At 57.6% G+C, this 23317-nt stretch carries 20 protein-coding genes; 8 read left to right on the top strand and 12 right to left on the bottom strand.

The genetic code is table 11. The features are described 5' to 3' along the window. Positions 1-42 precede the first annotated feature (42 nt). From F3J39_RS09805 to prfC, 5 genes are all read right to left on the bottom strand, one after another. A complete protein-coding gene (locus F3J39_RS09805; RefSeq protein WP_166714131.1) occupies positions 43-846 on the bottom strand; it encodes a TatD family hydrolase in 804 nt (267 codons plus the stop codon). After that, positions 843-1895 (bottom strand): DUF6363 domain-containing protein, encoded by a 1053-nt coding sequence (locus tag F3J39_RS09800; protein WP_104085438.1) that lies wholly within the window; start codon positions 1893-1895, stop codon positions 843-845. The genes F3J39_RS09805 and F3J39_RS09800 overlap by 4 nt, the downstream gene beginning before the upstream one ends. A gap of 171 nt (positions 1896-2066) precedes the next feature. Next, positions 2067-2228: a DUF1328 domain-containing protein gene (locus F3J39_RS09795; protein WP_065648197.1), complete on the bottom strand. Its 162-nt coding sequence runs from the start codon at positions 2226-2228 to the stop codon at positions 2067-2069. Positions 2229-2324: 96 nt separating this feature from the next. After that, entirely contained in the window at positions 2325-2912 is a 588-nt protein-coding gene (gene osmY, locus F3J39_RS09790; RefSeq protein ID WP_065648196.1) for a molecular chaperone OsmY, read from the bottom strand. A 257-nt stretch (positions 2913-3169) separates the two neighbouring features. Then, on the bottom strand, positions 3170-4759 hold the full coding sequence (gene prfC, locus F3J39_RS09785; protein WP_039380149.1) for a peptide chain release factor 3: 1590 nt from the start codon (positions 4757-4759) through the stop codon (positions 3170-3172). A 429-nt stretch (positions 4760-5188) separates the two neighbouring features. On the opposite strand from prfC, the gene ftnA reads away from it, so the two are divergent. Beyond that, positions 5189-5695, top strand: a complete 507-nt coding sequence (gene ftnA / locus F3J39_RS09780; RefSeq protein ID WP_039380152.1) for a non-heme ferritin — start codon at positions 5189-5191, stop codon at positions 5693-5695. A gap of 154 nt (positions 5696-5849) precedes the next feature. Here the strand turns inward: ftnA and F3J39_RS09775 are convergent, their stop codons facing one another. From F3J39_RS09775 to F3J39_RS09765, 3 genes are all read right to left on the bottom strand, one after another. Beyond that, positions 5850-8693, bottom strand: coding sequence for a bifunctional diguanylate cyclase/phosphodiesterase (locus F3J39_RS09775; protein WP_104085436.1), 2844 nt, complete (start codon positions 8691-8693; stop codon positions 5850-5852). A gap of 278 nt (positions 8694-8971) precedes the next feature. After that, positions 8972-9574: a hypothetical protein gene (locus F3J39_RS09770; protein ID WP_166714130.1), complete on the bottom strand. Its 603-nt coding sequence runs from the start codon at positions 9572-9574 to the stop codon at positions 8972-8974. Positions 9575-9755: 181 nt separating this feature from the next. Continuing rightward, entirely contained in the window at positions 9756-11843 is a 2088-nt protein-coding gene (locus F3J39_RS09765) for a bifunctional diguanylate cyclase/phosphodiesterase (protein ID WP_166714129.1), read from the bottom strand. 403 nt (positions 11844-12246) lie between these two features. Here F3J39_RS09765 and F3J39_RS09760 point away from each other — a divergent pair, with 403 nt between their 5' ends. Genes F3J39_RS09760 through F3J39_RS09740 form a run of 5 tightly spaced genes read left to right on the top strand, consistent with a single transcriptional unit; the run spans position 12247 to position 17444 of the window. Then, complete coding sequence (locus F3J39_RS09760) at positions 12247-12816, top strand: spore coat protein U domain-containing protein (RefSeq protein WP_166714128.1); 570 nt, start codon at positions 12247-12249, stop codon at positions 12814-12816. Positions 12817-12869: 53 nt separating this feature from the next. Beyond that, positions 12870-13346 carry a spore coat U domain-containing protein gene (locus F3J39_RS09755; RefSeq protein ID WP_039385638.1) on the top strand — a complete coding sequence of 159 codons (477 nt, stop codon included), beginning with the start codon at positions 12870-12872 and terminating at the stop codon, positions 13344-13346. A gap of 21 nt (positions 13347-13367) precedes the next feature. Further along, complete coding sequence (locus F3J39_RS09750) at positions 13368-14057, top strand: molecular chaperone (RefSeq protein WP_166714127.1); 690 nt, start codon at positions 13368-13370, stop codon at positions 14055-14057. Between the two features lie 44 nt (positions 14058-14101). Continuing rightward, entirely contained in the window at positions 14102-16489 is a 2388-nt protein-coding gene (locus F3J39_RS09745; RefSeq protein WP_247648247.1) for a fimbria/pilus outer membrane usher protein, read from the top strand. Beyond that, entirely contained in the window at positions 16482-17444 is a 963-nt protein-coding gene (locus F3J39_RS09740; RefSeq protein ID WP_039380166.1) for a spore coat U domain-containing protein, read from the top strand. The genes F3J39_RS09745 and F3J39_RS09740 overlap by 8 nt, the downstream gene beginning before the upstream one ends. Positions 17445-17483: 39 nt before the next feature. Here the strand turns inward: F3J39_RS09740 and F3J39_RS09735 are convergent, their stop codons facing one another. The 3 genes from F3J39_RS09735 to exbB all read right to left on the bottom strand — a co-directional run bounded on the left by F3J39_RS09735 (position 17484) and on the right by exbB (position 20165). Beyond that, positions 17484-18806: an MFS transporter gene (locus F3J39_RS09735; protein ID WP_108569911.1), complete on the bottom strand. Its 1323-nt coding sequence runs from the start codon at positions 18804-18806 to the stop codon at positions 17484-17486. Positions 18807-19008: 202 nt separating this feature from the next. Continuing rightward, positions 19009-19431, bottom strand: coding sequence for a TonB system transport protein ExbD (gene exbD / locus F3J39_RS09730; RefSeq protein WP_039380171.1), 423 nt, complete (start codon positions 19429-19431; stop codon positions 19009-19011). A 5-nt stretch (positions 19432-19436) separates the two neighbouring features. After that, positions 19437-20165 carry a tol-pal system-associated acyl-CoA thioesterase gene (exbB, locus tag F3J39_RS09725; RefSeq protein WP_186368988.1) on the bottom strand — a complete coding sequence of 243 codons (729 nt, stop codon included), beginning with the start codon at positions 20163-20165 and terminating at the stop codon, positions 19437-19439. 246 nt (positions 20166-20411) lie between these two features. Here exbB and metC point away from each other — a divergent pair, with 246 nt between their 5' ends. After that, the gene (gene metC / locus F3J39_RS09720; protein WP_104085429.1) at positions 20412-21602 is read left to right on the top strand and encodes a cystathionine beta-lyase; all 1191 of its coding nucleotides are present in this window, start codon (positions 20412-20414) and stop codon (positions 21600-21602) included. Positions 21603-21699: 97 nt separating this feature from the next. Next, positions 21700-22362: a DedA family protein gene (locus F3J39_RS09715; protein WP_039380178.1), complete on the top strand. Its 663-nt coding sequence runs from the start codon at positions 21700-21702 to the stop codon at positions 22360-22362. 3 nt (positions 22363-22365) lie between these two features. Here the strand turns inward: F3J39_RS09715 and F3J39_RS09710 are convergent, their stop codons facing one another. Beyond that, the gene (locus F3J39_RS09710; protein WP_166714125.1) at positions 22366-23283 is read right to left on the bottom strand and encodes an AraC family transcriptional regulator; all 918 of its coding nucleotides are present in this window, start codon (positions 23281-23283) and stop codon (positions 22366-22368) included. Positions 23284-23317 lie beyond the last annotated feature (34 nt).

Below are 23317 nucleotides of genomic sequence, written 5' to 3'. Positions count from 1 at the left end.
CGCAGATGTAATTATTATCACAAAATCGCGCGCTGAATGGTATCACTCTGATAGATCGCCGGACGGCGATCGGGAAGAAAATGCAAATATACGCAGGCTGTTCTGCCACAGCGCATCGGCAATCACGTCAGCCGGTTCAGGACGCAGCGTGCACAATACCTCAAACACATTGCGCGCCCGCTCAGGCCGGTTGGGCTCTCCCTGAAAACCCTGCAGCGGCATATCCGGTGCGTCAGTCTCCAGCAGCAGCGACGCCAGCGGCAGGCTGGCAATGGTATGGCGGGTTTTGCTGGCGCGCTCCCAGGTAATGGTGCCTCCCACGCCGATGGCATAGCCGAGCTGGATAAAGCGCTCTGCCTGCTGCTGGCTGCCGGCAAAGCCGTGCACGACGCCACGCCGCGGCAGATTATGGCGCCGCAGCAGCATCGCCAGCTGATCGTGGGTGCGGCGGGAGTGCAGGATCACCGGCAGATCAAAACGTTTTGCCAGAATGAACTGCGCGTTCAGCAGCCGCGTCTGCTTGTCGAAATCGGGATCGTTCATATAGAGATCCAGTCCGATCTCACCGATCGCTATGCAGTTGCTCTCTGCCTGTGCCAGATACTGCGCGAGCAGATCCAGATGATCGTCCTGATGACGGGCAATATTGATCGGATGCAGGCCCAGCGCCGCATAGAGCGCCGTGTGATCTTTTGCCAGCTGCATAACGCGTGCAAAACGACTCGCTTCTGTCGATGGCACAATAATGCGCTCTACGCCGGCGGCGGCGGCGCGGGCAATGCTTGAGACCGCATCATCAACAAACGGCGGGAAGTCAAAATGGCAGTGCGTGTCGATAAATTTCATGCCAGCGATCCTTCATCCCAGGCAGCATCGTTCCCCGCCAGCGGCGGCGTGTGTAGCGGTCGCGTATGCGGTGCATTGGCAGCGGCGGCGGGCGGTGCAATCGGCAGCGATCGGCGTGCCGGCTCTGCATCACTCAACCACTGCCCCAGCGTAGCCAGAAAATAGCGTCCGCTGCGCCGGCCAAGATGATAATCGTGGTTCAGCGCGGCAACGCGGCTGCCAAGCGCCATGCTGGCCAGCGGGCGCGGCGGGCAAATTTCCACAATGCGCAGATTACCCGGCGGCTGTTCAATAAACTGCTGGATCTCGCGATAGCTCGCTTCATGATGATGCAGGATGTTGATCATCGGCTGCAGCGCACTGTCACCCAGCCAGCGCTCCATCCGCTGGAACCATTGCGGCGTATAGAACATCTGCGAAGGCGTGGTCCGGATCACCACAATGGTATCCGCGCCGCGCCGCGCGGCTTCACGCACCGGAATGGCGTCGCTGATGCCGCCATCCAGATAGCTGACGCCATCCATCAGCACGCCGCTGCGATAAAAGCCAGGAATAGCGCTGGATGCTTTGATGATGTCATGCCAGGTCAGCTCATCAGGCCTGAAATAGCGTGCCTGATAATCGTCACTGCGGCAGGCGCACATATAAAATTCGCTGCCACCGGCAAACAGTTTCTGCGCGCTGCTGAACGCCAGAGGAAATTCACTGCGGGTAATATCGATTAGCCAGTCGAGATCGATAAGATGTCCACCGCGCACAAAACGCAGCGGATCGAAAAACTGCTTACTGGTGGTATAGCGGGTAATAACACGTCGGGCATAGCCCGGCTGAGCGCAGACAAAGGCGGAGAGATTTTGCGCGCCGGCGGAGGTGCCCAGCATCAGATGAAAAGGGTTAAATCCGGCCCGCTGGAATGCGTCCAGTACGCCTGCGGTGAATATTCCGCGCTGGCCGCCGCCTTCACAGACAAGTGCAATTTTGCGGGATTTAAATGGCTGAAGCGCCAGCGGTTCAAAGGAACCAAGTGAAACCGGAATGCGTATACCCAATGGCGTACCCTCAGTAGTTACTGCTCTGAGGGAGGCCAGAGCGGCATCCCGGAGAACCAGTCATTGTCATTCCCTGACCCACTGCACGGGCAGCTGCGACGGCAGACAATGCCGTCAATGACTGGCCTCCGCTTTACATCACTAGCGGGTTACTGCAATTGATGTGTCTGGTCAGAGTTTTTTGCGCCCGGTAAACAGGCTAACCAGGAACAGAATAATACCGACAATAAAGACAATTTTAGCTGCCCATGCTGCCGTACCTGCCAGACCGCCGAATCCTAAGGCTGCCGCGATCAGTGCAATGACCAGAAAGATAATACCCCAACGAAACATAAGCCTCTCCTTTACCATAGTAGAAATCGAACTGCTTATTCTTCACTTCACTGTTTTATTGCGGAACAGCATCAGAGCGATGCCGTTCCGGCTGCGTTAAGATTTCACCTTGAGGTCATTCTTCACGCTTTTCACGCCTTCAATGGCTTTTGCGATCTTCTCAGCACGCTCAGACTGTGCCTGATTCGCAACTTCTCCTGACAGCTGAACCACGCCATCGGTGGTTTCCACCTTCACATTGCGCGATGGAACAATGTCGTCTGCTAACAGCTTAGCTTTAATTTCGCTGGTTGTGGCGGCATCACCGGCATAACCTTTCAGCGAGCCTTCTTTATTGTCTCTGACGTGTAGTTTGTCACTGACGGATTTCACTCCTTCAACTTTCTGCACCAGAGCGACAGCCTTTTCAGCCTGATCCTGCGAGGCAACGAAACCGCTTAATGTCACCACACCCTGCTGCGTTTTGACGGAGATATCCGTGCTTTTAATCGCGTCATCATCAACCAGCGCCGCTTTGGCTTTGGCTGTAATGCCGCTGTCATCCATAAAACCATCGACTTTTTTCATAGAACTATCGATTTTGGAACCCGTCGAGCTGGTATCAGCAGCAAATGCCGCACCGCTTAACAGCGCCGTACCGGCCAGTGCAGCAATCAGGGTCTTGGCAATCTTAGTCTTATTCATCGATATGATCCTTCTATCAGTTAATTCACCCGCAAGCGCGAATGCACAACAGCTAACGGCGCCGTTGCCTTGATGGACGTAACCAAACTCGCAGGCCTGTTTTTTCGTCCGACAGAATAATCATAGTAGGGATTACAGCTTTTGCTGGCTTTTGTGGTTGATATCTCGCCAGAAAGTCAGAATGACAGCGTAATTAAGAGGAGTCTGTAACAAAAAAAGCAGGACCAGTAATGACTGGTCCTGATAGCGAGGCGGGATCAGTGTTCGCGGGTTTTGCGGAAAACCACGTCAGGATAACGCTCCTGCGTAATATTCAGGTTAACCATCGTAGGCGCGATATAGGTGAGGTTATCTCCCCCATCCAGCGCCAGATTGACCTCATTTTTACGCTGGAAGTCGTCAAACTTCTTCGCGTCGCTGCACTCTACCCAGCGGGCGGTGGAGACGTTGATCGCTTCATAGATCGCTTCAACGTTGTATTCGCTCTTAAGGCGGGCGACAACCACATCAAACTGCAGCACGCCGACGGCACCAACAATCAGATCGTTGTTATGCACCGGGCGGAATACCTGCACGGCGCCCTCTTCAGAGAGCTGAACCAGACCTTTCAGCAGCTGCTTCTGCTTAAGCGGATCGCGCAGACGGATGCGGCGGAACAGCTCTGGCGCAAAGTTCGGAATGCCGGTGAACTTCATCGCTTCACCCTGGGTAAAGGTGTCGCCAATCTGAATCGTGCCGTGGTTATGCAGGCCGATGATATCGCCCGGGAACGCCTCTTCAACGTGCGAACGATCGCCTGCCATAAAGGTCAGCGCATCGGAGATCACCACATCTTTGCCGGTACGCACCTGACGCAGTTTCATACCCTTTTCATAACGACCCGATACCACACGCATGAACGCAACGCGGTCGCGGTGTTTGGGATCCATATTCGCCTGAATCTTGAAGACAAAACCGCTGAACTTCTCTTCACGCGCTTCCACAATACGGGTATCGCTTTTACGCGGCATCGGCGCAGGTGCCCAGGAGACCAGGCCATCCAGCATATGATCGACACCAAAGTTGCCCAGCGCAGTGCCGAAGAACACCGGCGTCAGCTCGCCGTTGAGAAACAGCGACTGCTCAAATTCGTGTGAGGCGCCCTGCACCAGCTCCAGCTCATCACGCAGCTGCTGTGCCAGCTCTTCGCCCACCGCCGCGTCGAGATCGGGATTATTCAATCCTTTTACAACGCGCACGTCCTGAATAGTATGGCCTTTACCGCTCTGATAGAGATAGGTTTCATCTTTATAAAGGTGGTAAACCCCTTTAAACAGCTTGCCGCAGCCGATTGGCCAGGTAATGGGGGCGCAGGCGATCTTCAGCTCGCTCTCAACCTCATCCAGCAGCTCCATCGGATCGCGGATGTCGCGGTCCAGTTTGTTCATAAAGGTGATGATGGGCGTATCGCGCAGGCGGGTTACTTCCATCAGCTTGCGGGTACGATCCTCAACCCCTTTCGCGGCATCAATAACCATCAGACAGCAGTCAACGGCGGTCAGCGTGCGATAGGTATCTTCCGAGAAGTCTTCATGCCCCGGCGTATCCAGCAGGTTGACCAGGCTTTCACGATAGGGAAACTGCATCACCGAGGTGGTGATTGAAATACCACGCTGCTTCTCCATTTCCATCCAGTCTGATTTAGCATGCTGGCTGGAGCCGCGGCCTTTAACAGTACCGGCAGTCTGGATAGCCTGTCCGAACAGCAGGACTTTTTCGGTAATTGTGGTTTTACCGGCGTCCGGATGCGAGATAATCGCAAAGGTACGGCGGCGCGCCACTTCTTCTAAAAAGGGAGCATTAGACATGAGTACGTTCTTCTTCAGGGCGGCGCGTCTGTAACGCGCGGCAGATAAATCGTTCCGGAACCTGTCCGGTGGGTAACAGTGCCAGTGGCAACGCCGTGGCGTCACTGCACAGCAGCGGTTCGCGGCTGTGCTGGCGGTGCTCCGGTTATCCGGTCAGCGTTGAGGCGGCATAGCATACAATATTTCAGCAGGCGGGGAAATCACGACTGTAGCGCGCAGGTAACCTCTTACGGCTCCGTCCGCGTCCGGTCATGGCAGGCGAATGGCAATCAGTTAACAATGAGAATTCGTCGCATTCAGAATATTGAATAATTCCATTTATATTCAATGATATAAATTAAAATTTCGTGCAAAAAACCCTTCACATAAACGCTGATATTGCTGCATAATTCGCCGTAATTTTTCTGACTGCTTAATAAGGACGCAGCTATGTTAACTGCTGAAATGACCTCTCGCCTGAACGACCAGCTTAATCTGGAGTTCTTCTCTGCCAACCTCTATCTGCAGATGAGCGCCTGGTGCAGCGATAAAGGATTTGAAGGGGCCGCCTCTTTCCTGAAAATGCATTCGCGTGAAGAGATGGAGCATATGCAGCGCCTGTTTGATTACGTCAGCGACGCGGGTTCCATGCCGGTGCTGGGCAGCATAGCGGCACCGGCTGTCAGCTGGAACTCTCTGAGCGATGTGCTGAGCGAAGCGCTGAAGCATGAGCAGCTGATCACGCAGAAAATCAATGAACTGGTCCACACCGCGCTGACATCGCAGGACTACTCCACTTTTAATTTCCTGCAGTGGTATGTGGCAGAGCAGCATGAAGAAGAGAAATTGTTTAAAACCGTGCTCGATAAACTGGCGCTGGTGGGTAACAAAGGTGAAGGTCTGTTCCTGGTGGACAAGGACCTGGGCCGCATGAACGTGGAAGGTCACGGTCAATAATAAAAAAGATGACATACAGCAAGCAGCAGCGCCCGGTTTTGCCGGGCGTTTTTTTATGCTGAAAGCGTGCGCTCAGAGGACGACGAGCCTGCAGACGGTCAGGAGCACATAAATGCGCCCTCTGCGTTGTCACGTCGTCACCCATGGCGCCATCTTACTCCAGCGCTTTCAGTCGCAGCTCTGAGGGTTGCGGGCGGCCAAACAGATACCCCTGAAACAGCGTGCAGCCCTCTTCACGCAGCTTCGCAAACTGTTCGCTGTTCTCCACGCCTTCCGCCGTGATCTGAATATCCAGGCTGCGGCTCATGCCGGTTATTGCCCGGATGATCGCCAGCGCTTCGCGGCTGTCGCCCATATCGTTGATAAAAGATTTATCGATTTTGATCTTATCGAACGGGAATGAGCGCAGATAGCTGAGCGAAGAGTAGCCGGTGCCAAAATCATCCAGCGCAATCTGTACGCCCAGCGCTTTAAGGTTCTGCAGCGTCCGGATATTGCCCAGCGTATCGTCCAGCAGCACCGACTCCGTGATTTCCATCTCCAGCCGATGCGGTGCCAGACCTGACTCCTTCAGCGCCCCCTCTACCACCGACACCAGCGAGCTGTTTTTAAACTGCAGCGGTGAGAGATTTACCGAAACGGACTGTTCGGTGTTCCAGCTCTGCGCTTCGCGGCACGCCTCATACAGCGCATAGGCACCCAGCATATGAATCAGCCCGGTCTCTTCAGCAATCGGGATGAAATCCACCGGCATGATCAAGCCTTTGACCGGATGGTGCCAGCGCATCAGCGCTTCATAACCAATAATGCCGCTCTGACTGGTAATGGGCTGATAGTAAAGTCTGAGCTGCCGCCCGGTAATCGCATCACGCAGATCGTTTTCAATGATGCGCCGGCTGCGCGCCTGGTCATCCATCTCTGGCGTAAAGTGCTCATAGCGGTTACGGCCGTTACGCTTCGCCTCGTAGAGCGCCATATCGGCGCAGCGCAGCATATGTTCCGGCGTGTTGACGGCCTGGGTGGTCAGGGCGATCCCCACGCTCAGGCCCACGGTAAGATTATGCCCTTCGACATTCATGGGCGGCTGAATCGCCTCGATCAGGCGCTGCGCCACCGTGGCCGCTTCGTCAGCGTTGTGGATATCGGGCAGCACAATAGCAAATTCGTCGCCGCCGATGCGGGCCAGCGTATCACGCTCACGCAGCACGCTGCGCAGCCGCTTAGCCACCGCGCGCAGCAGATCGTCACCAATCTGGTGGCCAAGCGCATCATTCACGTTTTTGAAATTATCGAGGTCGAGACAAAGCGTGGCGCTGATCTGGTTCTGTGCCGTGTCGTTACGCAGCGCTTCGCTGAGTTTTTGCCGGAACAGAATGCGGTTAGGCAGGCTGGTCAGGTTGTCGTGATGCGCCATATGGTGAATACGCGCATCCGCTTCGCGCTGGTCAGTCACATCTTCCACGATTAGCATGACATAATTTTGCCGCATATCTTTGCCGGTGATGGTGGTGGCGCGGGTATGCAGAACCCGCTCACCGCTGGCGGTCAGCAGCAGCTGCTCGCGGGCGTGAATGCCTTCACTGCGCAGCGCAATATCCGCCAGGCTATTAAAGTAGTCGCTCAGTTCGGCAGACATGCACTCGTGCGGACGCTTATGCATGAGCAGCGATCGGCTCAGCCCAAACAGCTGCTCAGCCTTGGCATTCACCATCAGAATTTCGCGGCTGATAGCATCCTCCACGATCACGCAGGAGGGGATGTTGCTGATGATGGTGTCGAGAAAGGTCGACAGCTCCGACATTCTGCTGCTCTGCGCCTGTGCCAGATCGCGCGCGCGCAGAAGCTGCTGCTCATGTTCACGCCGCTCCGTCACGTCGCGCGTGATTTTGGCAAATCCGATCAGGCATCCACTCTCATCATGAATCGCGTCAATTACCACGTGCGCCCAGAAAGCCGATCCATCTTTCCGGTAGCGCCATCCCTCATCTTCAAACCGCCCGGTTTTTAGCGCAATGCCGAGGTTTGCATCCGGCAGATGGAGCTGGCGCTCCTGCGCGCTGTAAAAGAGTGAGAAGTGCTGCCCCACAATCTCATCTGCGCGATATCCTTTAGCGCGCTGCGCCCCGGCGTTCCAGTTAACGACTCGCCCCTTCAGGTCCAGCATGTAGATAGCGTAATCGGTGACGCCCTCCACCAGCAGCCGAAACGTTTTTTCATGTTCGCGCTGCTGGCGCAGCAGCGCCTGCTGTTCAGTGCAGTCGCGGGTAATTTTTGCGTAGCCAATCAGTTTCCCGGCGTCGTCGCGAATTGCGTCGATGATAACGTGCGCCCAGAAAGCGGAACCATCTTTACGATAGCGCCACCCCTCATCTTCAAAACGTCCGGTTTTAAACGCGGTCGTAAGATTCTTTTCCGGTAGATGGTTCAGACGATCCTGCGCGCTGTAAAAGCGGGAGAAGTGCTGTCCGACAATTTCCTCTGCCACGTAGCCTTTTGTCCGCTGAGCCCCGGCATTCCAGTTCTCAACGTTGCCCTCCAGATCCAGCATATAAATCGCATAGTCGGTTACGCCCTCTACCAGTAAACGAAAGCGCTGCTCCTGTTCACGCTGCCTGCGCTGCTGCGCCTGCTGCTGCGTGTAGTCGCGGGTGATTTTGGCAAAACCCAGCAGCTCGCCCTGCTCATCCCGGATAGCGTCAATCACGACGTGAGCCCAGAACGCGCTGCCATCTTTGCGATAGCGCCAGCCTTCGGTTTCAAACTTACCGGTTGCGGCAGCAACAGAAAGACCGCGCTGCGGCGCGCCGTTTTTGCGCTCCTCTTCGCTATAAAACAGCGCAAAATTTTTACCAACGATCTCATCTGGTGTATACCCTTTGGCGCGCTGCGCACCGGTATTCCAGTTAGCAACGGTACCGTCAGGTTTGAGCATGTAAATGGCGTAATCTACGACGCTCTGCACCAGCAGCCGATACATTACATCAGAGTTATTGTTCATATTTTGTGCCTGTTCCGGCCTGATACAGCATCGGCTTTTCAGAAGATTCTTAATTATTTCAGACTTAAACGCAAAAGTGCAGCGCTGACAAGCGCTAATCGATTTCAGACAAAATCTGGCAGGAGTGTTATCGGCAGTGGCGAGAAAACGTTCAGAGAAATGCATCATTCCTCGTGGCTACCTGCTATTTATGGCAGGTCAGTCGGGGAAGAGCATGCAGGAAAGCCGCATACCGGAGGGAGCCGGTATACGCAGAGAGACGAGACGCTGTCGCTGGCCTATCGGGCTACCAGCTGCTGCATAACCGGCAGCCACAGGTCGGTCATCATCCCTTTGCCGCCGGTAAGCGGGTCGCGCGGGGGCAGAGGAACGCGCTGAATTTGCTCTCTGGCTGCACGCAGCCGCGAGGGTTCATCGCGTACCGTTTCGGGCGTAATTCCTTCCGGATAAGCGCCGACCATGAAAAAATCGTCTGACGCGTAAACCTGTTTATGCCCGACGCCTGCCGGGATCAGCACGGCATCACCTTCACGCAGCACCACCATACGCCCGCTGTCGCCGCCCAGCAGGATCTCAGCCCAGCCCGCCCCGACGCCCAGCACCTCATGCGTATTCGGATGATAGTGGGTATAAGGGAATACCGGCGCGCGCCATGCGGCAGGCCAGCCGCTGGCGGTAAAGGTCGTTTCAAACCAGCGTGCGCTATCTTCCGTGTCATCCGGCACCACACGCGGCCAGATAATCAGCGGCAGCGGGCTGTTCGGCACGCCGCCGCTGGCGTGAGAGAGCCGCAGATGCTGCGGGTTAAAGGAGGCGCCTGCTGAAAAGGTGCCGGCAGCAAACGACATCGATAACAGCAGGCTGGAAGAACAGGACGCCATGAACGTGCTCCGACAAATAATGTTAATTAATTGTGGCAATTTCAGGCGGTAATGCAATGTGGCAATATCTGAAAAAATCCCTGTTAATTAGTCGCTTAGTAACTTAAGCCAAATTTTTCGTTTCGGCGTTGCCGGTTTGTGATAGCGATCGCTCTCCGGCAAAGAGGTTGCAGACGCACACTCAGGCGGTTTTATCCAGATCGCACTGGCTGCTGACAAAATCGGGCAGTTCATTTACGCGCTCAGGTGGCAGCGGCCTGCCGAGCAGGTATCCCTGCAGCGTGTCGCAGCCAAGGCCGGTCAGAAAAGCCTGCTGATCGGGCGTCTCCACCCCTTCCGCGACCACTTTCAGATCCAGCGACTGCGCCAGCGCGACAATAGCGGAGACGATAGTGGCGTCCTCGGAATTTGCCTGCAGCTCATTCACGAACGCGCGGTCGATCTTCAGTTCACTGGCGGGCAGCCGCTTCAGATAGAGCAGGCTGGAGTAGCCGGTTCCGAAGTCATCAATCGACGCCTTTACCCCCATGCTGGTGAGTTCAGTCAGGATACGCACGCTCTCTTCCGGATCGCGCATCGCCGTGGTCTCTGTCACCTCCAGCGTCAGCTGCTCTGCCGGGATCTGATGCGTTTTCAGCGCCTGCGTCACGGTGGTAATCAGCCCGGACTGCTCAAACTGCAGCGCAGAGAGGTTCACCGCAACTGACCAGGCGGTATGCCCCTCCTGATGCCAGCAGTGCAGCTGGCGGCACGCTTCATCGATCACCCAGTTACCTATATTTATGATTAAACCGGTTTTTTCTGCGCCAGGCAGAAACAGATCAGGCGTAAGCAGACCGCGCTGCGGGTGCTGCCAGCGCAGCAGCGCTTCAAAACCGAGAATCGGCCCGCCGGGGGCACAATACTTCGGCTGGTAAAACAGCCGCAGTTCACGGTTATCCAGCGCCTGCCACAGATCGTTGTTAAGCTGCAGCTGCGACTGCGCCAGAATATTCATTGAGGGCTGGAAGAAGGTGTAACCGTTGCGGCCATTGTGTTTGGTGTGGTACATCGCGGCATCAGCGTTAAACATCAGCTCGCGCTCATCTCTGCCGTCGCCAGGATAGACGGCAATCCCGATACTTAAAGAGACCACCAGCTCATAACGCGATATGGCAAACGGCCGGTCAACGGCCTTCACCAGCATATCGGCCACCGAGGCGGCGTCGTTGGGATCGTCAATCTCCAGCAGCAGCACAAACTCATCTCCGCCCATTCGCGCCAGCGTATAGTGCCCCTGCATCTGGCTCATCATACGTTCTGTTACGCTCACCAGCAGTTTGTCGCCGATATGGTGCCCGAACGCATCGTTAACCGCTTTAAAACCATCAAGATCCATAAACATCAGTGCAAACTGCGACTTCTCGCGATTGGCTTTGTTGATCGCCTGATCGAGCCGATCCTCCAGTAAAATACGGTTGGGCAGCCGGGTCAGGTTGTCATGCAGCGCCAGCTGGGCCAGTTCACGGTTCGCCTCTGCCAGCGAGTGCGCCAGAATTGACGTGCGCGCCTGCATACGCGCATCCAGCATAGAGACCAGCAGCGTAATGCCGAGTATCGCCAGCGTTACCACGGTGACAATCATCGCCAGCCAGTCGCTGTTTACCCCGTGATGTGTGACGTGGCTGCTCGCCGGAAATCCGGCCGCCGCCATACCGGTGTAGTGCATGCCGGCAATGGCGCACCCCATGACAACCGAGGCGCCAAAACGCAGCAGCGTTACCCGGCCATAGCTGTGACGCAGGTGAAAGGCCAGCCAGAGCGCAGCCCCTGATGCGAGCAGCGCAATCAGCACCGAGACGGCGATCCAGCCCCGGTTCCAGATAATACCCGGCATAAACATCAGCGCCGCCATGCCGGTATAGTGCATAGCCACTACGCCCGACCCCAGCACCAGCGCGCCGCCAGCCAGTCGCCGCCACGGCAGCTCTCCCACGCAGACCAGCCGCAGGGCAAAAATCGAGGCGAGAATAGCAACCAGCATGGAGGCTGCAGTGAGCACCGGATCATAGCTCATCTCCATATCGAGATTCATGGAGAGCATGCCGATGAAATGCATCGCCCAGATTCCTACGCCCATGGCAAAACCGCCACCCAGCAGCCAGATGAGCGCGACGCGACCTGACGAGGAGGCGACCCGGCCTGCCATATCCAGCGCAGTAAAGGAGGCGAGCATGGCGACAATAATTGAAACGATAACCGTGAATGAGTCGTATGACGTTACCAGCATAGGGAAGTCCGGATTAACGCTGTTTCCAGCTATAAAGTCGTGTAAACGGCATCCCTGCAGCTTTTGAACCGCTATCGCCCTTCCTGAACGAGGCAGAAATCCAGCCCTCTTCCCGCGCCAGACGACAGCAGGCTGGCAGCAAGGCCAGCCACTGTTATGACTCTATTATCGGCCTGCGGGCAAAAATAATGAGTAGAAAAAGCGTGTCAGAGATTAGACGTACTACCAGGCTGAACTATAGTAAATAAAACTGATGTAAATCATAAAGCAACCTCAGTGCTAATCTGGGGGAAGCGCCATATATCGCCTTAATTCTCTTTGCCAGCGGCATTTTACGGGTTCGTTTTTTATTAATAGGCCAGGTGGAAAAGCATCGACTCCGGATAATCAGTAAGGAATGATTATGAAACTCAAGCTTTTTCTTATGACCGCAGGCATGTACACAGGATTGACGTCCGTAACGGCCCTGGCAGCCACCACTACCGGGGCGATCAACGCCACGCTCACGCTGACGACCGGTTGCCTGGTCAACGGTCAGTCAGCCACCACCGGCGTCAATTTCGGTACCCTGAACTTTGGCAGCAGCGCAGCTACCTTTGATACGCTGAATGCCACGCTGGTGGGCGCGGCCGGCAGCGGTATCTATGTGCGCTGCACAACCGGACAGACCTTTAATGTACAGGTCACCAGCAGCAACGGCGCGCCGGGCACGATTTACGGCACCGTCAGCGGCCAGCCGCGCTACCTCATTCTGGGCTCGGATAATACGCGGGGCATCGCCTATACCCTCTACAGCGACGCCGCCTTTACCACCGCGATAGCGAACAACACCAACATCGCCGCCAGCGGCACCACCGATCCGACGCTGGGCACCAACTATGCCATCTATGGTCGGGTCGTCGGCGGCGGCTTCAACCCGCTTATCCCGGCGGGTACCTATACCGACACCATAAACGTGGCGGTGAATTACTGAGCACGGGTGCGCGCGCAGTGAGGCTATCCCTCTCTCTCTGGCGGGCGGCGGGGCTGATAGCAGCCTTCGCCTGCCTGCCGGCAGATGCGCTGCCTGTGGCAAACTTTCAGGTCGCTGCGTCCATCGTGGCGGGCTGCGTGGTGTCGGGCAGCAATACGGGCGTGTTTGGTACGCTCAACTTTGGCTCGCACTCCGGCGTGGCTACGGGAAACTTCAGCGCAAGCTACCTGCAGAGCACAACGCTGAACCTGGCCTGCACGCCAGGCACCGCCGTCAGCATGAGTATTGACGGCGGCGCTAACTACACCTCTGTCCGCAATCTCAAACACACCAGCAGCAGCAATACCGTTGCCTACCGGCTCTTCAGTAACGCTGCGCTGACTGCGCCTATACCCATTAACAGCGCTATAGCGCTGAACTATAGCAATGCGAATACGATTACGCTGCCTGTTTATGGTCAGCTGACGCTGCCTGGCACCGCGCAAGCCGGAACCTATACCGACACGCTGACCGTCACCCTGAGCTGGTGATGCTGAAAAAAAGGATGAACCATGAGAAACCTGTGCGCGCTGCTTTTGCTGTTAATCATCCCCTCAGTCCGGGCCGCCAACTCGCTGATGATCTGGCCCATTGACCCCGCCATAGCCTCTGAAGATAAAGCCAGCGAGCTCTGGCTGGAGAACCGCGGCGGCAGCAGCACCATTATGCAGGTACGCATTTTTGCCTGGCAGCAGCGCGAGGGCCAGGAGCAGTATCAGACGCAGCAGCAGGTCGCCGCCAGTCCGCCTATGGTGCGGCTGGAGCCGGGGCAAAAACAGCTGGTGCGCCTAATCAAACAGACGCCGCCCCCTGCCGGTCATGAGAGCGCCTATCGCGTGGTACTTGATGAGATCCCGTCGCCGCGTAAGCCCGGTGATAATCAGGCCGGGCTTAACTTTCAGATGCGCTATTCCGTTCCGCTGTTTGTCTACGGCAGCGGTCTGACGCGCGACAGCGCGAAAGCGGTGCTGAGCTGGCGCGAAGTCAGCAGCGGCGGCAGGCGCTGGCTGGAGCTGACCAACAGCGGCAGCGGCCATGCGCGCCTGAGCAATGTCCGCGCCGGCGGAGCCGCCCTGGGCAACGGCCTGTTTGGCTATGTGCTGGCACACAGCAGCCAGCGCTGGCCGGTCAGCCAGCCCCTGCGCGGAGAGCTGGCAGCCGATGTCAACAACCGCGCCTGGCGCAGTACTGCCGCACGCTAATGACGCCTGCGCCCTCGCGTTATCTGCTGCTGGGCAGCGTACTGATGATCCTGCCCGCGCACGGGCGTGCGGAGAGCTGGTCTGCGCTGCCGCCTCCGCCCGCGCTGGAAAGCAGCGCACAGGGGCAGCAGCTAATGCTGGAGTTAATTATCAATCAGCGCGCGCGCGGCGATATTGTTGCCGTTGAACATCAGCAGGATCATTTCTGGCTGCGCCGCAGCGATCTGCTGCAGGCGGGCGTGGCGGCGGAAAAGCTGCCGGATGAGCGGGTCGATCTTCGGCAGCTGCCTGGCGCGGATGTCACCTATGATGAAACCCGGCAGCGGCTGCTGCTGACGGTGCCGCCGGCCTGGCTGCCGGCGCAGCGGCTCGGGCAGGCTGAGCAGCGTCCCCGCTTTCCGGCGCGCGCCAGCAACGGGGCGCTGCTGAATTACGACGTTTATCTGACCCACACCGACCGGGCCGGCTCACGCCTCTCCTCGTGGAATGAGTTACGGCTGTTCGGCCCGGCAGGACAGTTCTCCTCTAACGGCGTCTATACGCAGCAGCTGAATGGATCGCTCAGCGGTCAGCAGGAGGGATATCTGCGTTACGACACCTGGTTCAGCAATGAGAATGAAGACGCCGCGCTCAGCTGGCGGGTGGGCGACCTTATCACTGACGCCCTGAGCTGGAGCAACAGCGTGCGGCTGGGCGGGGTGCAGATAGCGCGTGATTTCAGCGTGCGTCCCGATTTAGTAACTTATCCGCTGCCTGCCTTCAGCGGCCAGGCGGCGGTGCCCTCCTCGGTCGATCTGTTTATTAACGGCTATCGCAGTGCGCAAACGGCGGTGCAGCCCGGTCCGTGGTCGCTGACCAACATCCCCTTTGTCAATGGTGCCGGGGATGCGGTGATCACCACCACCGATGCGCTGGGGCGTCAGGTCACCACCACGCTGCCCTTTTACGTGTCGGCCAGCCTGTTAAAAAGTGGCCTGTCTGATTACGCCTTCTCTGCCGGCGCTGTCCGGCAAAATTATGGTGTGAAGAGTGCCGACTACGGCGCTGCCGCTGCCAGTGGCTCCTATCGCTACGGTATCAGCGACTGGCTGACGCTGGAGTCGCACGCTGAAGGCAGTGATGACATTGTCATGGGCGGTGCGGGCGGCCTGCTGAAAGCGGGTAGCCTGGGCGTTATCAACGCGGCGGTGGCGCAGAGCGACGCGCAGGGCCAGAGCGGCACGCAGTACAGCTGGGGATATCAATATAACAACAGCTGGTTCAGCCTTGGCACCCAGCACATTCTGCGCGATACCACGTTCAGTAATCTGGCGCTGATCGGCAGCCGCAGTGAAAGCGCCGACAGCCGCTATTCACTCGCGCGTCGCAGCGCACAATATACGGCCAGCCTGTCGCTCAGCGACTACGGCAGTCTGGGACTCGCTTATCTCGATATCAGCGGCGGCTACGGTGAGCGCACGCGTCTGTGGAACCTGACCTGGAGCAAAAACCTGTGGGGCAACAGCAGTCTCTATATCTCAGCCAGCCGCGATCGCGATCTCGGTAGCTGGGACGGGGCGATTTCACTGGTGATCCCGTTTGGTGAACAGAGCAGCGCCTCTGTGAGCGTGGAGCGCGATCGCCAGGGGCGCAGTAACCAGCGGCTGTATGCCTCGCGGGCAATGCCCACCGAGGGGGGGATCGCCTGGGACGCCTCCTGGGCACGCCAGGGGGGCGACAGCGGCGATTATCGTCAGGGCAGCCTGCGCTATCGCAATAACCGGATCGATACCTCAGCCGGATTCTGGGGCGATGATGACAATACAACGCAATGGGCAGATCTCTCTGGTGCGCTGGTGCTGATGGATAACCGCCTCTTTGCTGCTAATGATATCAACGACGCCTTTGTGCTGGTGAAAACCCGCTATCCCGGCGTGACCGTGCGCTATGAGAATCAGGCGATGGGGAAAACTGACGGCCAGGGCTATCTGCTGGTCCCGGCGGTCAGCAGCTACTACGGCGCAAAATATGATATCGATACGCTGGATCTGCCTGCCAGCGTCGCCGCATCCCGGGTTGAGCAGCGCATTGCCGTGAAGCGTAAAAGCGGTTTTCTGCTCGACTTCCCGATTGAGCCGCTGCGTGCCGCCAGCGTTATTTTGCACGACACGCGCGGTCAGCCGCTGCCGCTTGCCAGTCAGGTGCTGCGCGCAGGTAAAGAGAGCAGCTATGTCGGCTGGGACGGCATCGTCTGGCTGGAGAATTTGCAGGCGCGTAATACGCTGCAGGTTATCACGCCCGATGGCCGCCAGTGTGAAACCACGTTCAGCGTCGCGCGCGGCGAACCAGAGGCGCTGAAAACCTATGGCCCGCTGGTCTGCGCGCTACCTCTCCCGCAGCCCGGCGCCGGTGCGCTGGCGCAGACACCCTCAGCAGGATTACAACATGATTAAGTTACTATTGATGCTGGCACTGCTGCTGCCCGGCGCCAGCTATGCGCTCTGCCCGCTCTCCGCTTCGCCGGCCAGCTTTGGCAGCCAGACCACCTTTTCTGTGCAATCCCAGGTTATCCCCACGTCCGCCAATACGAATGTCAACTGCGGCTCCGCCACGCTTAATCTGCTGGGCAACGACTATATTGCCTATGCGTTTACCGCTGCCAGCTACCTGAACGGGACCCGCGCCACGCTGAAAGCGAGCGCCGGCGGCAGCGATAACGTTCCGATCCAGCTTTGTGTCGACAGCGCCTGCGCCACCGAGCTGCGTCAGGGCAACAGCTATCGCTGGAACGCCTCGGCGCTGCTGGCGCTGGGCAACAGCCTCAACTTCACTATCCCGCTCTATTTCCGCACCGTGCCGGGCCAGGTGATTGCGGCAGGCACATACACCACCACCCTGACGCTGACGGTAAGCTACAGCGTCTGTACCAGCGCCGGCGTGGCCGGTATCTGTCTGGGAACCGTGCAAGCCAGCAGCGGCACCGCCCTGCCGCTGACCGTGACGCTGGTGGTCACCAACGACTGCACCACCATTACCGCCCCGAACCTCAACTTTGGCAGCGCGCCGCTGGCGGGCAGCTTCTCTGCCGTTCAGCAGACCATCAGCGTGGTCTGCTCTAAAGGGAGCACCTATAGCGTTGGGCTGAGCAACGGCAATAATTTCAGCGGCACCGCGCGGCAGATGGCAAATGGAGCCAGCCGGCTGGCCTATGACATTTATAAAGACGCGGCCACGACCTCGCGCTGGGGACCCTCCGGCAGCGATCGCTGGAGCAGCACAACGTCAACCTCGCTTAATCCCGATACGGTAACGCGCAACTTTACCTACACGGCCCGGATACTGACGACGCAGGCGACGCCGGCAGCCGGAAATTACACGGATAACGTGGTGGTGGACGTGGCGTTTTAGCGGGGAGAGAGCCGGCCGCAGGGCGCGGCCGGAAAAGTATCAGAGTGAGGCGCTGGCGGGCGTTACCGCGTGGCGCTGCTGATACTGTCTCACCATCCGGCCAATCAGCAGTGTGCCTGCCAGTCCGCAGACGGCAGCAAATGAGAGCCAGATGCCGGGCATCGCTTTATCGCCGGTGGCATGAATAAGGTAGCTGGAGATGGCTGGCGTAAAGCCGCCAAACAGTGCGGTCGCCAGGCTGTAGGCCAGGGAAAAGCCGGATGCGCGCACCTCTGCCGGCATAATCTCTGCCAGATAGACCACCATGGCACCGTTGTAGCTGGCATAGAGAAAAGAGAGCCACAGCTCCGCTTCGACCAGATGCGCAAAGCTCGCGGAACCGGTGAGCCAGTGCAGCACCGGCCAGGCCGTCAGGATCATTAGCACGGTAAAGATAATCAGCAGCGGTCGCCGTCCGACCCGATCGGAAAGTGCCCCCATAACCGGCAGCCAGAACAGATTGGATATCCCGACAAACAGCGTGACCAGAAAGCTCTGCTTATCGCTCATCATCAGCACCGTTTTGCCAAAGGTTGGCGTGAAAGCGGTGATCATGTAGAACATAACGGTGGTGGTGACCACCATCAGCATGCCCGCCAGCACCAGCGCCCAGTTCTGTCCGACTGACCGCACAATCTGGCGCATCGAAGGATGCGTTTTACGCTGGCTGAACGCCTCTGTCTCCTCCAGCATGCGGCGGATCCAGAACAGAAACGGCACAATCATACAGCCCACCACAAACGGAATACGCCAGCCCCATTCGGTAACGGCCTCTTTCGCCAGTAAATGATTCAGCCCCAGTCCCAGCAGCGCAGCGAAAATCACCGCCACCTGCTGACTGCCCGACTGCCAGCTGACCCAAAACCCTTTACGTCCTTTGGGCGCAGCTTCTGCGAGATAGACTGAGACGCCGCCGAGTTCTACCCCCGCGGAGAAGCCCTGCAGCAGGCGTCCGAGCAGGATCAAAATTGGTGCCGCGGCGCCAAGCGTGGCGTAACCCGGCACCAGCGCAATGGTCAGTGTGCCAATCGCCATCAGCCCCAGCGTCAGCAGCAGGCCTTTGCGCCGGCCGTGATGGTCGATATAGGCACCCAGCACAATGGCGCCCAGCGGACGCATAAGAAATCCGGCGCCGAAGGTCATCAGCGTCAGCATCAGAGAGGCAAAGGGATCGTCGCCGGGAAAAAAGGTTTTCGCGATGGCGGTGGCGTAGTAGCCAAAGACCATAAAATCATACATCTCAAGAAAGTTACCGCTGGTAACGCTAAAGATGGTTTTCGCCCCGCTGCGCGCAGGTTTTTGCAGAGATAACTGGCTGCTCATACTGTCCTTCCTGGTTTTTTACCCGTTGTAGCCTGCTAAGCCAGGAATGAATGTGATCTGAATCACCATTGTGCTTTACAAAGACTGACAAAAGGTAACAGGAAATTAACAATGCGGGGCGGTTCTGACAGCCGCTCTGCAGAAAGCAGGTATAAAAAAAGCCGCTGTTATCAGCGGCTTTCTCTTCGGCAAAACAGTCCGGCTATTTGCCGGCCGTTTCCATTCCCATCAGGCCAATCTTCAGATAGCCCGCTGCGCGCAGCTGGTCCATCACCGCCATCAGCGTGGCATAGTCCACTGATTGATCGGCCTGGAAGAAGATAGTGGTCTGCTTATCTCCCGCGGTCTGCGCAGTCAGCGCGTTTACCAGCGTCTCTTTCGTCACCGCATCATTGCCGATATAGATCTGCTTATCCGCTTTGATTGAGAGATAGACCGGCTTCTCCGGGCGCGGCTGCGGTGCGCTGGTGGACGCTGGCAGGTTAACGCGTACATCTACCGTTGCCAGTGGTGCCGCCACCATAAAGATAATCAGCAGCACCAGCATAACGTCGATAAACGGCGTGACGTTAATCTCATGCATTTCGCTGTCGCCAGCGGCCTCATCGTTTAAACGCATCGCCATAATGATTATCCTGCGCGCAGCTTATGCGTAGCGGCCGGACGGCTGGTTTCCGCCGCGACGTGCGCCGTGCCGAGATCGAGATCGCGGCTTTGCAGCAGCAGCACCTGGGCTGCGACGTCACCCAGCGACGCTTTATAATTGGCAATCATGCGCGCAAAAACGTTGTAAATAACCACGGCAGGAATAGCGGCAACCAGGCCGACTGCTGTCGCCAGCAGCGCTTCAGCAATGCCAGGCGCGACCACGGCAAGATTGGTGGTCTGCGTTTTAGCGATGCCGATAAAGCTATTCATAATGCCCCATACGGTACCGAACAGGCCGATAAAAGGCGCCACGGAACCGATGGTTGCCAGAAAACCATTGCCGCGCCCGGCATGACGACCGAACGCTCCTACCCGACGCTCAAGGCGAAAACTGGTGCGATCCTTGATGCCCGCCAGATCGTCTGTGCCCGCTGACAGCGTCAGCTCCTCGCGCGCATCGGCCAGCAGTACAGCACTGTGACTGCTGGCTTTAAAGCTCTCTGCCGTACGGTAAGCGTCAGCCAGCGAGCGTGCTGCGCCCAGCGCCTGCTGCTCTTTTTTCAGGCGACGTTTCGCGGCGCTCAGTTCAGCATATTTGCCAAAAAAGATGGCCCAGGTCACGACGGATGCCAGTAACAGGCCAATCATGACAATTTTAACCACGATGTCGGCATGCTGGTACATCCCCCAGACGGAGAGGTCTGTCTGCATTAAATCACTGGCTACCACGCTGCATCTCCAGATTCTGTTGTAGAGTTCACGACTGAAGAGACGATCATAGCAAAAAAAAGGATCTAAGTGATAGTCGTTCTCATTACTATTTACAAAGCAGCGCCTGCTGCTGCTGTGCCTGCACTGCCGGGCTGGTGCCACTCTGATAATCGGTAAACAGGCTCAACCCCTCCCCTGATTCGTGGTAACGTGAATGCTTTGTAAGATGGGTCAGGACAGGCAGTGATGGCTACGAAAAAACTGGATACCGCGCTGGTGAGCGCAGGACGTAATAAACGTTATACGCAGGGCGCGGTGAACAGCGTAATACAGCGCGCCTCATCCCTGGTTTTTGATACCGTCGCGGATAAACAGCGCGCCACCGCCGGGCGGGCTGAAGGCGAACTCTTTTATGGCCGTCGCGGCACGCTTACGCACTTTTCGCTGCAGGATGCGATGACCGAACTGGAAGGTGGCGCAGGCTGTGCACTCTATCCCTGCGGCGCAGCCGCCGTTGCCAACGCCATTCTGGCGTTTGTTGAAGCGGGCGATCACGTGCTGATGAGCGGAGCGGTCTACGAACCGACGCAGGATTTCTGCAGCAAAATCCTCACTAAAATGCAGGTCACCACCACCTGGTTTAATCACTGTATTGGCAGTGAGATCGGTGAACTGGTGCAGCCCAATACCCGCGTGGTGTTTCTTGAGTCGCCGGCGTCGGTGACGATGGAAGTGCAGGATATCCCGGCGATTGTTGCCGCCGTACGTGCCAAAGCGCCCGAGGCGATTATCATGCTGGACAACACCTGGGCGGCGGGCGTGCTGTTTAACGCGCTGTCGTTCGGGATTGATATTTCTATCCAGGCCGGCACCAAATATATCATTGGTCACAGCGACGCCATGATTGGCACCGCGGTGGCCAACGCCCGCTGCTGGCCGCAGCTGCGTGAGAACTCTTACCTGATGGGGCAGATGGTCGATGCGGATACGGCCTATATGGCGAGCCGCGGTCTGCGCACCTTAGGCACCCGCCTGCGCCAGCACGAAGAGAGCGCGCTGCAGGTGGCGGAGTGGCTGACTGGCCGGCCTGAAGTGGCGCGGGTCAATCATCCGGCGCTGGCGCAGAGCCCGGGACACCGTTTCTGGCAGCGCGACTTCAGCGGCAGCAGCGGCCTGTTTTCATTTGTGCTGCATGAGCGGCTGGATGCGCAGCAGCTGGCAAATTATCTCGATCGCTTCCATCATTTCAGCATGGCCTATTCGTGGGGCGGTTATGAGTCGCTGATTCTGGCCAGCCAGCCCGAAGAGCTGGCGGCGATTCGCCCGGCAGGCGGCGTCGACTTTACGGGCACGCTGATACGTCTGCATATCGGTCTGGAGCACGTCAGCGACCTGCTGGCCGATCTGCAGGCGGGTTTTGACCGCTTAACGAATTAAACCAACCTTCAACCATCCGTGGCTCGCCGTGTCAGATCAACGCGCCGGCGGCTGCGGAGGGCTACTATAAAAGCCTTGTAACTCGACGGGATAGCAGATGGGTGTTTTACATGAGATTGTCCAGGCGCTCTGGCATCAGGATTTTGCTGCGCTGGCCAATCCGGATGTCGTATGGATCGTCTACGGCGTGATGTTTCTGACGCTGTTTCTGGAAAATGGCTTGCTGCCAGCGTCGTTTCTGCCGGGTGACAGCCTGCTGCTGCTGGCGGGCGCCATGATTGCTAAAGGCGTAATGGACTTTGTGCCGACCATGGTGATCCTGACCACTGCCGCCAGCCTCGGCTGCTGGCTGAGCTATCTGCAGGGGCGCTGGCTGGGCAATACAAAGCTGGTCAAAAGCTGGCTGATGCATCTGCCCGCGCAGTACCATCAGCGCGCCTGGCATCTGTTTAACCGCCACGGCCTGATGGCGCTGCTGGTGGGCCGTTTCCTGGCGTTTGTGCGCACGCTGCTGCCTACCATGGCGGGTATCTCCGGACTGCGTAACAGCCGTTTTCAGCTGTTTAACTGGTTAAGCGGCGTGTTGTGGGTCGGCATTGTCGTTACGATGGGCTACGGCATCAGCCAGGTGCCGTTTATCAAGCGGCATGAAGATCAGGTTATGGCTATTCTGATGATCCTGCCGCTGGTGCTGCTGTTTACCGGGCTGGCCGGCAGCATTGTGGTGATCTGGAAAAAACGCCGTCAGAAAACCTCTTAATTATCACGCCGCGTCAAACGGCAGCGTCTGCACCGTTTGACGCGCGCGGCTGACCTCTTCACCCGGCGTTGTGCCAAACAGCCGTTTGAACTCCCGGGAAAACTGTGACGGACTCTCATACCCTACCCGCAGCGCGGCTGTACTCGCCTTTACGCCATCCTGCAGCATCATCAGCCGCGCCTGATGCAGACGATAGCGTTTGAGGTACTGCAGCGGGGACGTCTGCGTTACCGCCTTAAAGTTGTGGTGGAAAGCGGACACGCTCATGTTGACCTCGGCCGCCAGCGTCTCAACGCTCAGGCTGTCGGCAAAATGCGTTTCTATCCGCCGCAGCGCACGCGCAATCTGACTGAACTGCGTCTGCCGGTTAACCAGCGACAGCAGCGCCCCGCCAATCGGACCGGTGAGCACATAATAAAGGATTTCCCGGACCAGCTGCGGGCCGAGCACCCGTGCATCGCGCGGATGGCTCATCACATCCAGCAGCCGCTCTGCGGCACACAGCATCTCTTCGCTCAGCCAGGCAGAATGAATACCCGAGGTCTGCACCGCGGGCTGAAACTGCTCATCGTCACCGATATCCAGCAGCAGATCCTGCAGCGAAGCGGTATCCACGCTCAGACACATGCCCGCCAGCGGCGCATCGGGCGTGGCTTCCGTTTCGCACTCAACCGGCAACGGCACCGTCAGCATCAGATATTTACTGGCGTCATAGTGAAAGACCGTGCTGCCGAGATAGCCGGTTTTGCGTCCCTGAAACAGGATCACAATGCCGGGCTGATACATCATCGGCGTACGCGGCAGCGTTTCGCTGGCGTAAATGAGCCGGACATTTTTCACTGCACAGTGCGGTTTTTGCGGGTCGCACATTAGCGCGACGACCCGGCGGGCAAGCTGGCGACACAGGGCGTCATGGGACATGGCGGCTTTCCGGATAAAAAATTCAGTGTGCCGC

It is taken from the genome of Pantoea sp. Acro-807, assembly GCF_011752675.1.
Taxonomy (GTDB): Bacteria; Pseudomonadota; Gammaproteobacteria; order Enterobacterales; family Enterobacteriaceae; genus Pantoea; species Pantoea eucrina.
This window is presented reverse-complemented; position numbering and strand designations above follow the sequence as displayed.

Coding starts and splice junctions, on each gene's coding strand:
- ftnA (WP_039380152.1), top strand. CDS start 5,189: ATGTTAACTGCTGAAATGACCTCTCGCCTGAACGACCAGCTTAATCTG.
- F3J39_RS09765 (WP_166714129.1), bottom strand. CDS start 11,843: ATGCTGGTAACGTCATACGACTCATTCACGGTTATCGTTTCAATTATT.
- osmY (WP_065648196.1), bottom strand. CDS start 2,912: ATGAATAAGACTAAGATTGCCAAGACCCTGATTGCTGCACTGGCCGGT.
- F3J39_RS09750 (WP_166714127.1), top strand. CDS start 13,368: ATGAGAAACCTGTGCGCGCTGCTTTTGCTGTTAATCATCCCCTCAGTC.
- F3J39_RS09805 (WP_166714131.1), bottom strand. CDS start 846: ATGAAATTTATCGACACGCACTGCCATTTTGACTTCCCGCCGTTTGTT.
- F3J39_RS09770 (WP_166714130.1), bottom strand. CDS start 9,574: ATGGCGTCCTGTTCTTCCAGCCTGCTGTTATCGATGTCGTTTGCTGCC.
- exbB (WP_186368988.1), bottom strand. CDS start 20,165: ATGCAGACAGACCTCTCCGTCTGGGGGATGTACCAGCATGCCGACATC.
- metC (WP_104085429.1), top strand. CDS start 20,412: ATGGCTACGAAAAAACTGGATACCGCGCTGGTGAGCGCAGGACGTAAT.
- F3J39_RS09740 (WP_039380166.1), top strand. CDS start 16,482: ATGATTAAGTTACTATTGATGCTGGCACTGCTGCTGCCCGGCGCCAGC.
- F3J39_RS09715 (WP_039380178.1), top strand. CDS start 21,700: ATGGGTGTTTTACATGAGATTGTCCAGGCGCTCTGGCATCAGGATTTT.
- F3J39_RS09745 (WP_247648247.1), top strand. CDS start 14,102: ATGATCCTGCCCGCGCACGGGCGTGCGGAGAGCTGGTCTGCGCTGCCG.
- F3J39_RS09710 (WP_166714125.1), bottom strand. CDS start 23,283: ATGTCCCATGACGCCCTGTGTCGCCAGCTTGCCCGCCGGGTCGTCGCG.
- F3J39_RS09735 (WP_108569911.1), bottom strand. CDS start 18,806: ATGAGCAGCCAGTTATCTCTGCAAAAACCTGCGCGCAGCGGGGCGAAA.
- prfC (WP_039380149.1), bottom strand. CDS start 4,759: ATGTCTAATGCTCCCTTTTTAGAAGAAGTGGCGCGCCGCCGTACCTTT.
- F3J39_RS09760 (WP_166714128.1), top strand. CDS start 12,247: ATGAAACTCAAGCTTTTTCTTATGACCGCAGGCATGTACACAGGATTG.
- exbD (WP_039380171.1), bottom strand. CDS start 19,431: ATGGCGATGCGTTTAAACGATGAGGCCGCTGGCGACAGCGAAATGCAT.
- F3J39_RS09795 (WP_065648197.1), bottom strand. CDS start 2,228: ATGTTTCGTTGGGGTATTATCTTTCTGGTCATTGCACTGATCGCGGCA.
- F3J39_RS09775 (WP_104085436.1), bottom strand. CDS start 8,693: ATGAACAATAACTCTGATGTAATGTATCGGCTGCTGGTGCAGAGCGTC.